The organism is Pseudomonas campi (genome assembly GCF_013200955.2).
Classification (GTDB): domain Bacteria; phylum Pseudomonadota; class Gammaproteobacteria; order Pseudomonadales; family Pseudomonadaceae; genus Aquipseudomonas; species Aquipseudomonas campi.
The window spans coordinates 2,090,252-2,103,607 of record NZ_CP053697.2 but is presented as its reverse complement, the minus strand read 5'-3'; the positions used below and the strand labels follow the sequence as shown (position 1 = coordinate 2,103,607).

Sequence of the window (13,356 nt, the reverse complement as noted above, 5' to 3'; positions counted from 1 at the left end):
TGCCGCCTGAGCCATCGGAGACTTCCAATGCAGGCTGCGCTGCAGGCAAATTCTAGCAAAGCGCTCCTTGGCGCAAGGTAGCACCAAGGGTATGGTCGAGGCATGCATGGGGGAAGCGTAAATGAGCAAGAAAATAGCCTTGGTTCTCGGCTCGGGGGGCGCGCGCGGTTATGCGCATATCGGAGTGATCGAGGAACTGGAGGCCCGTGGCTATGAAATCGGCTGCATTGCCGGCTGTTCCATGGGCGCGGTGGTGGGCGGCATCTATGCCGCCGGCAAACTCCGTGAGTATCGCGAATGGACGGAAAGCCTGGATTACCTCGATGTACTGCGCCTGATCGATGTGAGTTTCCGTCTCGGCGCCATTCGTGGCGAAAAAGTCTTCGGCAAGATCCATGAAATAGTCGGTGAGATCGACATCGAGGACCTAGCCATCCCCTACACGGCGGTCGCCACCGACCTGACCAACCAGCAGGAAATCTGGTTCCAGGAAGGCTGCCTGCACAAGGCCATGCGCGCCTCGGCGGCCATCCCCAGCCTGTTCACCCCAGTCACCCAGGGTAACCGCATGCTGGTCGACGGCGGCCTGCTCAACCCGCTGCCGATAGTGCCGGTGGTAGCCAGCCACTGCGACCTGATCGTCGCGGTCAACCTCAACTCGCTCAATCAGAAGCAGTACCACCTGCCGGTGATCGAGCGACCAGCGGCGATCAAGGGGCGCATCGACCAGATGATGGGCTCGCTCAGCGCCCGCCTGCCCTTTCTCAAGCGTGACAGCGATGAAGAAGAGGACGGCGATGTGGTCGTCGAGGTCAATCCCTGGCTGGAGAGCCGTGCCCCCAAAGCCAAAGCGCTGCTGGAAGAAGCCGCACCGAAGTCCGCCAATAACTCCCGCGTACTCGGCAACGTCGGCCCCGCTTCGCTGCTGGAGCTGGTCAACCAGAGCTTCGAGGCCATGCAGTCGTCGCTGACCCAGTACAAGATCGCCGGCTACCCGCCGGACATCCTGATCAACGTGCCCAAGCGCGTGTGCCGTTTCTTCGAGTTCCACAAGGCGCCGGAGCTGATCATGCTCGGCCGGCAGATCGCCAGCGACACCCTGGACAAGTACGAGCGCGACCACCCGTAGGGTGGATGTCGCTTTGTACATCCACCATTCACACCGTACGGTGGATCGATAAGGCGCGATCCCCCCTACGCATGCAGATGCCTACAACTCACGCAGCCGATAACCGACCCCGGCTTCGGTGACGATGAAGCGCGGCGCCGCCGGGTCATCGCCGAGCTTTTGCCGCAGATGACCGACCACCACGCGCAGGTAGTGGCTGTCCTCGACATGGCTCGGGCCCCAGATGTCCTTGAGCAGTTGCTGCTGGGTCACCACCCGGCCAAGGTGGCGGGCAAGCATGGCCAGCACTGCGTATTCCTTGCGGGTCAGGGCGACTTCCACAGCATCCAGGGTCACCCGCCGATAGGCGAAATCCAGGTTCAGCGGACCGCTGCTGACCACCGCCTCCTGCTGCTCACCCGCGCCAGCCTGGCGCAGCAGCACGCGCACCCGGGCGAGGAATTCCTGAATGCCGAACGGTTTGGTCACGTAGTCGTTGGCGCCGCCATCCAGGGCCAGGACCTTCTCGCCTTCGCTGGCGCGTACCGAGAGCACCAGCACCGGCACCGCCGACCACTCGCGCAGTTCACGCAGCACCTGCTGGCCGTCCATGTCCGGCAGGCCGAGGTCGAGCACCACCAGGTCCGGCTTGCCCAGCGCGGCCTGGGCCAGGCCCTCGCTGCCATTGGCGCCCTCCAGCACCTTGTAGCCCTGGGCGGTGAGGCTGATACGCAGGAACTTGCGGATCTGCGCTTCGTCGTCGATCACCAGAATGGTCGTTGGATTGCTCGTCATATCACTCTTTCATTCGGCTCACGTAGGGCGGCTGAAACCCGCGTCCACCACTCGACGCGGGTTGCACCCGTCCTACTCCTCTTCGGGTAAAGGTTGCGGGTGCAACGGCAGATGCAAGGTCAGCGTAGCGCCTCGGCCATCCAGGCCCTCACCCACGGTGACCCGACCACCGTGGGCGCCGAGCATACCCTGGCAGATCGCCAGCCCCAGGCCGGTGCCCTGGCCACCGCGATCACCGCGCGCCGCCGTATAGAACATGTCGAAAATCTTCTCTCGTTCATGTTCGGGAATCCCCGGCCCCTGGTCGCTGACGGAGAAACGCAGCTCGTCCTCGTCCGCCTCGACCGCCACCCGCAAGCGGCCCTGGCTCGGTGAAAAGCGCGCCGCATTCTCCAGCACATTGATCAGCGCCTGCTCGATCAGCGCGGCATGCACATAGAGCAGCGGCAACTCGGTCGGCAGCACGGTCTCGACCTGCAGCGGCGCCAGCACCGGGCGCAGGCGCTGCAGGGCGCTGGCGACGATATCGACCGGCGCCACCCAGTCGCGCGACAGTTTGAGGGCGCCATGCCCCAGACGGGTCATGTCCAGCAGGTTCTGGATATAGCGGTCGAGCCGTTCGGCTTCGTCGCGGGTGCCTTCCAGCAGCTCGCGGCGATCGGCCAGGGGGATCTGCTCGCCCAGCGCCAGCAGGCTGTCGATGGAGCCGCGCATGGCGGTTAGCGGCGTACGCAAGTCATGGGACACCGAGGCCAGCAGCGCGCTGCGCAACTCTTCGGTTTGCCCGTGCAGGCGCGCGGCTTCCAGGTCTGCGGCCAGCTGCGCGCGTTCCAGGGCCTGGGTCAGCGGCTGGCCCAGCGCGGCGATCAGCCGGCGCTGTTCCGGCGGCAGCGCACCACCATCCTTGGGGCTGACCCCCAGCAAGGCCAGCGGTCCCTCCTCGCCGGACAACGGCCACCACCACCAGCGCCCGCCCGGCAAGGTGCCGGTGCCCAGCCCGGCGGGCTGGTCGTGCTGCCAGGACCAGTCGGCCGCAGCGCGCTCCTGTTCGGCAAGCAGGCGCTGCGCGCCGGCCTCGACCTTCCACACGCCGTCCGTACTGCGTGCCAGCAGGCTGACTTCCACTTCCGGCCACAGGGCGAACTGCTGCAACGCCGCCGCCAATACGGCCTGGCGGTCGGTGGCGGCGGTCAGCTTGCGCGACAGCTCCAGCAGCGCGGTGGTTTCCGCCTGGGTCTGGCGCAGGGCCTGCAACTGGCGACGCTGGCGGGTGGCCAGATTGCCGGTGAGCCCCGCCATCAGCAGGAAGAACAGCAGGGTCAGCACATCCTCCTGGCGCTCGATGATCAGGGTGAAGGTCGGCGGGATGAACAGGAAGTTGTACGCCAGAAATGACAGCCCGGCGCAGGCCAGTGCCGGGCCCAGGCTGCTGCGTACCGCCACCAGCAGCACGGCGGCGAGGAAGATCAGGGAGATGTTCGGCAGTTCCAGCACCCGGGAAAGCCCCAGGGCAATGCCCACAGCGCCAGCGGTGGCCAGCAACGCCAGCAGATAGTCACGCCAGGCCAGCGGCTGGCTGGCCCGCGGCATCGGCGGGGCCTGATCGACCTCGGTATCCAGCACACTGATTTCCAGCCCCGGGCCCTTGGCCAACAGGCGCTCAGCCAGGCCGCGACCAAGCCAGCGGCGGCGCAGGCGATGCCGGCTGCGGCCAACCAGAATCAGGCTGGCGCGGCGTTCGCGGGCATGTTCGATCAGGGTGCGGGCGACTTCGCCACCGCGCAGACTGACCACTTCGCCGCCCAGGCGTTCGGCCAGTTGCTGGGCGGCCTGCAGATTAGCCAGGCGCGTTTCGTCACGCTCGCCGCCGGTATCCACATGCACCACCGACCAGGGCAGATGACGGCGCTCGGCGACCCTGCTGGCGTGTCGCACCAGCCGTTCGGCCTGGGCATCGCCATCGATGCCGAGCAGCAGACGACCACGCACGGTCGGCGCCTCCTGCCCCTGCAGGCGATAACGGCGGTTGAGATCGGCATCGACCCGCGCCGCAGCAGTCTGCATGGCCAGTTCGCGCAGGGCGGTGAGGTTGGTCTGGCTGAAAAACGCATCGATGGCCGCGCGTGCCTGTTCCGGCACATACACCTTGCCTTCGCGCAGGCGCTCGAGCAGCTCGCGCGGCGGCAGGTCGATCAGCAGGATCTCGTCGGCTTCCTGCAGCACCCAGTCCGGCAGGGTCTCGCGCACCTGCACGCCAGTGATATCGCGGATCTGGTCATTCAGCGCTTCGAGGTGCTGCACGTTGACCGTGGTGTAGACGTCGATACCGGCTTCGAGCAACTCCTGCACGTCCTGCCAGCGTTTGCTGTGGCGGCTGCCGGGGGCGTTGCTGTGTGCCAGCTCGTCGACCAGCACCAGCTTCGGTGGGTTGGCGAGGATGCCGTCGAGGTCCATCTCGTTCAGCGCCACGCCACGGTATTCCAGATGGCGCTGCGTTTGCTGCGGCAGGCCGGTGAGCATGGCTTCGGTTTCTGCGCGGCCGTGGGTTTCCACCACCCCGACGCGCAGGTCGACGCCCTGGCGCAGTTGCGCCTGCGCCGCCTGCAGCATGGCGAAGGTTTTGCCCACGCCGGGGGCCGCGCCGAGGAAGACTTTCAGCCGGCCGCGCCCCTCGCGGGGCATATCGGCCAGCAAGGCATCGGCGCGGGTGGCATCACTCATACAGCTTACTCAGGTTGGGCAGAGGGGCGATTGTCGGCCAGCGCCAGGTTGAGCGCCAGTACGTTGACCACGGCTGGTCCCACCAGCGGTCTTTCCACGTGTGCAGCGATCAGTCGTTCCAGATTGTCGCTCGGAATGCCGCGAGCGTTGGCGATACGGCCGATCTGGAAGCGTGCTGCTGCCGGCGACAGGTGCGGGTCGAGGCCGCTGGCGGAGGTGGTCACCAGTTGCATGGGTACCGGCCCTTGTCCTTCGTCGAACAGGCGCTGGGCATCCTTGCCGATGCGTTCGGCCAGCGCCGGGTTGCTCGGTGCCAGGTTGCTCGCACCGCTGGATACGGTGGCGAAAGCGGCGGCCGATGGGCGCGGCTGGAACCACTCGACACCTTCGAAGTTCTGCGCCAGCAGAGCGCTGCCACGCACGGCACCTTTGCCGTCGAGCACCAGGCTGCCGTTGGCCTGATCGGGGAATGCCAGTTGCGCCACGCCGGTAACGGCCAGCGGATAGGCGACACCGGTAATCAGGGTCATAAAGGCCAGCACACTGAGGGCTGGGCGAATTTGCTTGAGCATGATGGATCTCCAGATTCTGTGTAGCCCGGATGCAATCCGGGGGCGGATTTCCCGGATTGCATCCGGGCTACGGACTCATCTTGCAGGGTGGGAAGCGCTGTGCGCTTGCCACCCTGCCCTCGGTTAAACCAACCCTATGGCCACCAGCAGCACATCGATCAGCTTGATCCCGACGAAGGGCGCCACCAGGCCGCCCAGGCCGTAGATCAGCAGATTGCGGCGCAGCAGGCTGGCGGCATCGGCGGCCTGCACACGGACGCCACGCAGGGCCAGCGGAATCAGCGCGACGATGATCAGCGCGTTGAACACGATGGCCGAGAGGATCGCGCTCTGCGGGCTGTGCAGCTGCATCAGGTTGAGCGCACCCAGCTGCGGGTAGATGCCAGCGAACAGCGCCGGGAGGATGGCGAAGTACTTGGCCACGTCGTTGGCTACCGAGAAGGTGGTCAGCGCACCACGGGTCACCAGCAGCTCCTTGCCCACCTGCACCACGTCGAGCAGCTTGGTCGGGTCGGAGTCGAGGTCGACCAGATTCGCCGCCTCACGCGCGGCCTGGGTGCCGTCGTTCATCGCCAGGCCAACGTCGGCCTGGGCCAGCGCCGGGGCGTCGTTGGCGCCGTCACCGCACATGGCGACCATCTTGCCTTCGGCCTGTTCGGAGCGGATGCGTTGCAGCTTCTTCTCCGGGGTGGCTTCGGCAATCAGGTCATCGACGCCGGCTTCGGCGGCAATCGCAGCAGCAGTCAGCGGGTTGTCACCGGTGACCATCACGGTACGGATGCCCATGGCGCGCAACTCGGCAAAACGCTCGCGGATGCCCGGCTTGACCACGTCCTTGAGATGGATGGCACCCAACAGGCGTGCATCGCCGGCCACCAGCAGCGGCGTACCACCGCTCTGGGCGATCTTCTCGATCTCGCGGGCCAATGGTGCCGGCACCTCGTCGCGGCTCATGCCCAGGTAATTGAGCACCGCATCCACCGCACCCTTGCGGTAGCTGTGGCCATTCCAGTCGGCGCCGGACAGGCGCGTCTCGGCACTGAAAGCAATCGACTTGATCGCACTGCGCTCCGGCTCCTGCATCGGGCTCAAGGCGCGCAGGTACTCGACGATCGACTTGCCTTCGGCAGTGTCGTCGGCCAGCGAGGCCAGCAGCCCAGCTTCCGTCAGATCCTTGCCGGATACGCCGGGGGCCTTGATCATCGCGCTGCAACGACGGTTACCGAAGGTGATGGTGCCGGTCTTGTCCAGCAGCAGCACATGCACGTCACCGGCGGCTTCCACCGCACGGCCGGACTTGGCGATCACGTTGAGGCGCACCAGACGGTCCATGCCGGCGATGCCGATGGCCGAGAGCAGGCCGCCGATGGTGGTCGGGATCAGGGTTACCAGCAGCGCCACCAGATACACCAGCGGCAGGTCGCCACCGGCATAGCGGGCGAACGGCTGCAGGGTGGCCACCACCAGCAGGAAGATCAGGGTCAGGCCGATCAGCAGGATATCCAGCGCCACTTCGTTGGGCGTCTTCTGCCGCTTGGCGCCTTCGACCAGGGCGATCATGCGGTCCAGGGTCGACTCACCCGGGTTGGCAGTGATCTTCACCAGCAGCCAGTCGGAGACCACGCGGGTGTTGCCGGTTACGGCCGAACGGTCACCACCGGACTCGCGGATCACCGGCGCGGACTCACCAGTGATGGCCGCTTCGTTGACCGCGGCGATGCCTTCGATGACTTCGCCGTCACCGGGGATCAGCTCGCCGGCTTCGACGCGGACGATATCGCCGCTGCGCAAACTGCTGGCCGCCACGGTCTCGAACTGCTGACCACTCTTGCGGCGCGCATTGAGCCCCTGGCTACCGGCTTTGAGGCTGTCGGCGCGGGCCTTGCCACGGCCTTCGGCCAGCGCCTCGGCAAAGTTGGCGAACAGCACGGTGAACCACAGCCACAGGGCGATCTGCACGGCAAGGCCGGTAGAAACCTGCGGGTTGGGGATAAAGCACAGCACGGTGGTCACCACGGCAGTCAGTTCGACCACCAGCATCACCGGAGAGCGCAGCAGTTGGCGCGGATCGAGCTTGACGAAAGCCTGGCGCAGCGCCGGCTGCCACAGCGCGGCGAGGGAGGTTTTCGGCTGTTGCTTGGCGCTTTTCAGCGCCTTGCTTTCAGGTTGGGTACGGGCGTTCATCATGGTTCTCCCTTAGAAGCCCTGGAACATGGTCAGGTGCTCGGCAATCGGGCCCAGGGCCAGTGCCGGCAGGAAGGTCAGGCCGCCAACCAGCAGAATGGTCAGGGTCAGCAGGGTGACGAACAGCGGGCCATGGGTCGGGAAGCTGTTGCTGCCCACCGGTGCGCGCTTCTTCGCCGCCAGGCTGCCAGCGATGGCGAGGATCGGCAGGATGTAGCCGAAACGACCGATCAACATGGCCAGGCCGATCATCAGGTTGTGGTACGGCGTGTTGGCGCCGAAGCCGCCGAACGCAGAGCCGTTGTTGGCAGTACCCGAGGTGTAGGCATAGAGAATCTGGCTGAAACCGTGGGCACCGGGATTGGTGACCGAGGCCGCCGGGCCCGGCAGGCTGGCCGCCAGCGCGCCGAACACCAGCACACCCATCGGCATCACCAGCAAGGTGGCCACCAGCAGGCGGACTTCGCGGGCTTCCAGCTTCTTGCCGAGGTATTCCGGGGTGCGGCCGATCATCAGGCCGGCGAGGAACACCGCGATCAGCACGAACAGCAGCATGCCGTAGAGCCCCGCACCAACGCCGCCGAAGATCACCTCACCGAGCATCATGTTGAACATCGGGATCATGCCGCCCAGGGCACTGAAGCTGTCGTGCATGGCGTTGACCGAGCCGTTGGACGCAGCGGTGGTGCTCACCGCCCACAACGCCGAGGCCGTGGTACCAAAACGGCTCTCCTTGCCTTCCAGCGAACCGACCTGCTCGATCGGCAGTGCGGCCAGGGCCGGGTTCGGCTGGTATTCAGCCCACAGGGTTGCACCCAGACCGATGACGAACAGAATCAGCATGCAGGCCAGCAGCGCGCGACTCTGGCGCAGGTCCTTGACGTAGTGGCCGAAGGTGAACAACAGCGCTACCGGAATCAGGATGATCGAGGCGGTCTCGAACAGGTTGCTCCAGGCCGTCGGGTTCTCGAACGGATGCGCCGAGTTGACGCCGAAGAAGCCGCCACCGTTGGTGCCCAGCTGCTTGATGGCGATCTGGCTGGCCGCAGGACCCAGCGGTACGACCTGATCAGTGCCGGTCAGGGTGTTCGCCGTCACGTACTCGAGGAAGGTTTGCGGAACCCCCTGCCAGACCAGGAACAGCGCCAGCAGCAGACAGAACGGCAGCAAACCGTAGAGCGTGGCGCGGGTCAGGTCGACCCAGAAGTTGCCGACGCTGTTGCTCGAACGCCGCGCGATACCTCGGCAGAACACCACCAGCACGGCCAGGCCGACCGCCGGGCTGACGAAGTTCTGCACACCGAGTCCGACCATCTGGCTGAAGTAGCTCATCTGCGCTTCGCCGCTGTAGGCCTGCCAGTTGGTGTTGGTGACGAAGCTCACCGCGGTGTTGAACGCCAGGGTCCACTCCAGGCCAGCGAAGCCCTGCGGATTAAGCGGCAACACACCTTGCAGCAGGAGGATGGAAAACAGCGCCAGCAGGCTGACCAGGGTGAAGGCCAGCAGCGCCAGGCTGTAAGTTTTCCAATCCTGCTCGGCCTGGCTGTCGATACCGGCCAGGCGATAACAAAGCCGCTCGACGGGTTCGAGCACGGGGCTCAGCAGGGTCTTCTGCCCTTCCATCACGCGGAACAGGTAGCGCCCGAGGAACGGTGCCGGCAGCAATACCAGCACGAAGAAGGCCAGGATCAGCCAGTAGTCTTGGACTTGCATGTTGCCTCCTAGCTACGCTCGGCGCGCAGCAGCGCAACCAGCAAATAAATAAAAAGTCCCACGGCCAGGCCGAGTGACATCCCGTCGAGAATGCTCATGTGTGTACTCCTTGTTGCGGTGGTTACCGCGTGAGCGAATTTTCGGCAGGGAGGGCGTAAAGGAACGAGTGCCGAGCCCGTGGCGCGGCATAAAGAAAGCGTAAAGATGCGCCTAAAAACTGGCGGCGGCCGACTTAGGCAGGCCTTGAAAGGATGTCGATACCAGCCCTGCCAGCCCGTGCGCTAAATCAGGAGGGTGACGAGCAAGCAAAACTAGAAGCGGATCTCAAACAGTGCGCTAGCAGTGGCCGCGACTCGTCGAGCAGTGGCGGGCAGCTGAATAGCTCGGCCAGAAGCAAAACGGCCAACCGACCTGCGGCTGCAGGTGGGTTGGCCGTTATTCAAACGGCGGGCGACAAAGGTCGCCCGACAGTGCTTATTGCTCGAGCGAGGTTTCCTCGGCGGCACCTTCACCGTCCATCAGCGCCGGGTCTTCGATGACCGGAGCCTCTTCTGGCATATCACCGCCCATGCCGGCACCCAGGCCGCCACCGGTGGCGAAGGCCATGGCGACGAACTCTTCGACGCTCATCTGCTTGCCGTTGAAGTTCACCTGATTGTTGGCGTAGTGCAGGCTGGAAACGATGTTCTCGCCTTCCACGGTGGCCAGCTCGGTGGCCACGGCCATGCCGCTGGCCATTTCGCTCATCATCGTGGCCTGCTGGGCAATGGCTTCCTTGTCGGTTTCACCACCGATGGCCGCCTGCACACCCACCACGTCACCGATCATGGCCTTGGACACCAGCAGTTTGGCGTCGAGCTGGGCGATCAGCTGCTTGGCCAGTTCCGGCGCCGGCAGTTCGAAGGACTCAGGTTTGTTCAGGTCCAGCGCCAGGCTGAAGCTGCTTTCGCCGTTGGCGGTCTTGAACGAGAGTTTTTCCAGGGCCAGGCTCGGTTTGCCGGCCAGCAGCGTCTCGATGTCGGCCTTGAGCAAGGCGCTCTGCTCTGCGCTCAGCGTGGGCATGCCGGTTTCGCTGTCGACCTGGCCGGCCTGCAGCAGCTGGCCATACAACTCGACCAGCGACTGCAGTGCCGTGGCATCGAGGTTCTTCACGCCCCAGATCATCTGCGAGCCACCGATATCGTTGCCCTGGTAGCTGATCATGCCGATGTCGTAGCTGTAGCGAGCGGACAGCTTGTTGTCGTTCTCGGTGGTTTCGTCGCGCTGGACGAAATCCTTGAGCAGGATCGGCTGGCTGTCGCCCAGCAGCAGTTCGATGCTCTGCAGGCGCACTTCGTTGTTGCCCAGGTAGAAGTCGCTGCTGCCCTTGTGCGCCTCGCTGTCGAGGGTCAGGCCCTTGAACTCCAGGGTCATGTTCTGCGCGTTGTCCAGCGTGGAGGTGATCTTCAGGCTGTCCATCACGCCGTTGGCGCTGACTTCCTGGACATCGGCGCTGCTGTCGAAGTCGATGTTGAAGCCGCTGAAGTCGACCGCGCTCTCTTCGTCCAAGGCCGCTTTAAGCGGCTGCAGTTGCAGGTTGCCGTCGAAGGAGCGGTCATAGCCGAGGCTGACCTGGCCATTGAGCGGCGACACACCGTTGCTGGCGACGAACCATTTTTCCAGTTCCGGGCTCTGTTCCAGCGCGTAGTTGCTGGTGGCCATAACCGGCATCAGTTTGAAGGCCTGCAGGCGCGACAGCGGGAACGGGCCGTGCTCGATGCGATCGGTGATCACCCACTCCAGGTTGCTCGGCGACTCGCCATCCAGCGAACCGGAGAACTTGACGCGGTAGCGCGCGTTGCTGCTGAAGAACTGGCGCTCCAGCGACAGCAGCTCGATCGACACGCTGATACCCACGGCAGGAAGGGTCTTGGCCATTTCCTCGTTGGCTTGCTTGATCGAGGTGTCGAGCAGCGCGGGGAGTTGTTGCCCGGTGTACCAGGCTCCGGCCGTGCCCAATGCACCAATGGCCAGGATGACGCCTACAGCAATGCCTGCAGATTTTTTCATGGAATGACTCGCGATTATCCGTTGTGTTGTGTTGGTTCTTCCCTGCGCCCGCATGAGCTTCTAACGAGCTGTTGCGCGGCCTGAGGCGAGACTGGGAGGACTCCTCCCGCCCCGGCTTCACCTGCCTGAGGCAGTGACAAAGCGCAGCAAGGCTAACACCGGATCAAGCCAGCGACCAAGGCAGGGCTGGCAAGAAATTGCGCAGGATGCCAACCCGGTCGAACAACCCGACAGGCCAACAGACACGAGCAGATACCCGTGCTGCGGGATCAATCGCGGTTTTCTTCGCTGACCATGGTAACGACCTGCACGGATTCCTTCGGTTCGCTGCTGACCCAATCGCCGAGCAGGCTGAACGCCACAGCCAGCAAGGTCGGGCCAAGGAACAGGCCCATGAAGCCGAAAGCCAGGATGCCGCCGAACACACCCAACAGCACCACCACCAGCGGCAGATTGCCGCCGCGGCTGATCAGGTAGGGCTTGAGCACGTTGTCCACACCACTGATGACGAACATGCCCCAGAGGCCGAGGAATATGGCAAAGCCGTAATCGCCCTGGCTGACCAGCCAGGCCGTGGCCGGTATCCACACCAGTGGCGGGCCCATGGGTATCAGGCTGAGCACGAAAGTAAGGAGGCCCAGCACCAGGGCACCCGGTACGCCAGCGATATAGAAGCCGATCAATCCCAGCAGCGCCTGGGCCACCGCGGTGCCGATCACCCCGTTGACCACCCGCTGCACGGTGCCGGCAACCAGCTCCTGGTAATGCCCGGCGCGCTCGCCGATCAGGCGTTGCAACATGCTCTGCACGAAGTCCGCCATGCGCGGGCCGTCGCGGTAGAAGAAAAACACCAGCACCAGGCTCAAGGTCAGTTCGAGCATGCCACCGCCGATCTGTGCACTGCGCGCCAGCAGCCAGTTGCCCACCTGACCCAGGTACGGACGGATAGCGGCGAACAGGGCCACGCCCTCCTCGTCGATGCGGTTCCACAGCCCGACCAGGCGCTCGCCCACCAACGGCAGACCACCCAGCCAGCCCGGCGGGTTCGGCAGGCCATCGACCTGAAAGTCTTTGAACAGCTCGGTCGCATCGCGGACATGGTCGGCCAGGTTGAAGCCCAGCCAGACCAGCGGCACCGCCACCAGCACCATCCAGCAGGCGGTGAGGATGGCGGCGGCGGTGTTTTCCCGGCCATTCAGCGCCCGCGTCAACAGGCGCATCAGCGGCCAGCTGGCAAAGGCCAGCACGGCAGCCCAGAACAGCGCCGAGAAGAACGGTGCCAGTACCCAGGCGCAAGCACCGAGCAGCACCAGCAGGAGGATCTGTACCAGCAGGCGATCATTGTTGAGCATTGCAAAGGTCCTGCAAAAAGATCTCGATGGGCCGCCAGGCGACCGACGCACATTATTCAGCGCAATTGTTGCAACAGCAGACCATCACCTGAGGCAGAGCCAAGCTCCAGGCGGCTGGCGCGCACACCCTGCTTCTGCAAGGCCTGCGCCCATGCAGCCGCGCTGGCCCCGGACAAACTGACTCGCAGGGTGCTGTCCAGGTTCAGCGTCCGCCCCAGCAATTCGCTCCACACCTCATCTGGGGCCTGCAGATGCGGCAAGGCCAGCGCGCCATGCTCACGCAACTGGCGCAGCAAGGTCGCGGCAACCGGCAGCACCGCCTGCAATGGCGTGCTGGCATCCAGTTGCTCGGCATGCAGATAGCTACGCCGATTACCACGCGTAATACCGTACAAGGCCAGCAGACTGTCCTGCTGAGGAGGTGCCAGACGCAGCAGCAGATAGCTCTGGCGTTCTTCCGGGCCATACAACTTGGCGTTATCGAAAATGACGTTGGCCCACAAACTGCTGGAGCCGCACTCGCGGCCCACGCACCAGTAAAGCAACTGGGCGCCCTGCTCCAGCAAGGTCTGGCGCGCTGCAGTGAGGGCATCACGGGGCGTATGTTCGTCCGGCAAGCGGTAGGTCAGCGAACGCAGGCGCCCTTCGGCCAGCACCTCGCGCTCCAGACGCAGCTGGCTGCTGATGCGTTGCACCGCGCCCAGTGGGTAGCGTTTCTCCAGGCTGGCAACATCCTGGTAGTCGACTATTTCGCTACGCGGCAAGCGTGGCAGCACGTCGAGATCCTGGCTGCCCGGCATATCGGCAGCCAACGCGGAACCGCTCAGGCACAGCAGGTAAAAGGAAAGTCTGGAAAGCATCC

Annotated in this window: 10 protein-coding genes; 1 reads left to right on the top strand and 9 read right to left on the bottom strand. The window is 64.7% G+C overall.

Annotated features, from left to right (window positions below; translation table 11 throughout):
- The first annotated feature begins 121 nt into the window (after positions 1-121).
- Positions 122-1,129 carry a patatin-like phospholipase family protein gene (locus tag HNE05_RS09730; RefSeq protein ID WP_173206250.1) on the top strand — a complete coding sequence of 336 codons (1,008 nt, stop codon included), beginning with the start codon at positions 122-124 and terminating at the stop codon, positions 1,127-1,129.
- A gap of 81 nt (positions 1,130-1,210) precedes the next feature.
- Here the strand turns inward: HNE05_RS09730 and HNE05_RS09725 are convergent, their stop codons facing one another.
- The 9 genes from HNE05_RS09725 to HNE05_RS09685 all read right to left on the bottom strand — a co-directional run bounded on the left by HNE05_RS09725 (position 1,211) and on the right by HNE05_RS09685 (position 13,354).
- Positions 1,211-1,903, bottom strand: coding sequence for a response regulator (locus tag HNE05_RS09725; RefSeq protein WP_173206247.1), 693 nt, complete (start codon positions 1,901-1,903; stop codon positions 1,211-1,213).
- Positions 1,904-1,975: 72 nt separating this feature from the next.
- The gene (locus HNE05_RS09720; protein WP_173206244.1) at positions 1,976-4,624 is read right to left on the bottom strand and encodes a sensor histidine kinase; all 2,649 of its coding nucleotides are present in this window, start codon (positions 4,622-4,624) and stop codon (positions 1,976-1,978) included.
- Between the two features lie 5 nt (positions 4,625-4,629).
- Positions 4,630-5,196 (bottom strand): potassium-transporting ATPase subunit KdpC, encoded by a 567-nt coding sequence (gene kdpC / locus HNE05_RS09715; RefSeq protein ID WP_173206241.1) that lies wholly within the window; start codon positions 5,194-5,196, stop codon positions 4,630-4,632.
- Between the two features lie 123 nt (positions 5,197-5,319).
- Positions 5,320-7,380 (bottom strand): potassium-transporting ATPase subunit KdpB, encoded by a 2,061-nt coding sequence (kdpB, locus tag HNE05_RS09710; RefSeq protein ID WP_173206238.1) that lies wholly within the window; start codon positions 7,378-7,380, stop codon positions 5,320-5,322.
- 12 nt (positions 7,381-7,392) lie between these two features.
- Positions 7,393-9,093 carry a potassium-transporting ATPase subunit KdpA gene (gene kdpA, locus HNE05_RS09705; RefSeq protein ID WP_173206235.1) on the bottom strand — a complete coding sequence of 567 codons (1,701 nt, stop codon included), beginning with the start codon at positions 9,091-9,093 and terminating at the stop codon, positions 7,393-7,395.
- Between the two features lie 8 nt (positions 9,094-9,101).
- Complete coding sequence (gene kdpF, locus HNE05_RS09700; RefSeq protein ID WP_173206232.1) at positions 9,102-9,191, bottom strand: K(+)-transporting ATPase subunit F; 90 nt, start codon at positions 9,189-9,191, stop codon at positions 9,102-9,104.
- A 376-nt stretch (positions 9,192-9,567) separates the two neighbouring features.
- A complete protein-coding gene (locus HNE05_RS09695) occupies positions 9,568-11,142 on the bottom strand; it encodes a YdgA family protein (protein WP_173206229.1) in 1,575 nt (524 codons plus the stop codon).
- Positions 11,143-11,411: 269 nt separating this feature from the next.
- Positions 11,412-12,494, bottom strand: a complete 1,083-nt coding sequence (locus tag HNE05_RS09690) for an AI-2E family transporter (RefSeq protein ID WP_173206226.1) — start codon at positions 12,492-12,494, stop codon at positions 11,412-11,414.
- Between the two features lie 56 nt (positions 12,495-12,550).
- Complete coding sequence (locus tag HNE05_RS09685) at positions 12,551-13,354, bottom strand: DUF4892 domain-containing protein (RefSeq protein WP_173206223.1); 804 nt, start codon at positions 13,352-13,354, stop codon at positions 12,551-12,553.
- Positions 13,355-13,356: the final 2 nt, after the last annotated feature.

Excerpts from the sequence above, each read along its gene's own strand:
- HNE05_RS09730 (WP_173206250.1), top strand. The coding sequence starts at position 122 with ATGAGCAAGAAAATAGCCTTGGTTCTCGGCTCGGGGGGCGCGCGCGGT.
- HNE05_RS09725 (WP_173206247.1), bottom strand. The coding sequence starts at position 1,903 with ATGACGAGCAATCCAACGACCATTCTGGTGATCGACGACGAAGCGCAG.
- HNE05_RS09720 (WP_173206244.1), bottom strand. The coding sequence starts at position 4,624 with ATGAGTGATGCCACCCGCGCCGATGCCTTGCTGGCCGATATGCCCCGC.
- kdpC (WP_173206241.1), bottom strand. The coding sequence starts at position 5,196 with ATGCTCAAGCAAATTCGCCCAGCCCTCAGTGTGCTGGCCTTTATGACC.
- kdpB (WP_173206238.1), bottom strand. The coding sequence starts at position 7,380 with ATGAACGCCCGTACCCAACCTGAAAGCAAGGCGCTGAAAAGCGCCAAG.
- kdpA (WP_173206235.1), bottom strand. The coding sequence starts at position 9,093 with ATGCAAGTCCAAGACTACTGGCTGATCCTGGCCTTCTTCGTGCTGGTA.
- kdpF (WP_173206232.1), bottom strand. The coding sequence starts at position 9,191 with ATGAGCATTCTCGACGGGATGTCACTCGGCCTGGCCGTGGGACTTTTT.
- HNE05_RS09695 (WP_173206229.1), bottom strand. The coding sequence starts at position 11,142 with ATGAAAAAATCTGCAGGCATTGCTGTAGGCGTCATCCTGGCCATTGGT.
- HNE05_RS09690 (WP_173206226.1), bottom strand. The coding sequence starts at position 12,494 with ATGCTCAACAATGATCGCCTGCTGGTACAGATCCTCCTGCTGGTGCTG.
- HNE05_RS09685 (WP_173206223.1), bottom strand. The coding sequence starts at position 13,354 with ATGCTTTCCAGACTTTCCTTTTACCTGCTGTGCCTGAGCGGTTCCGCG.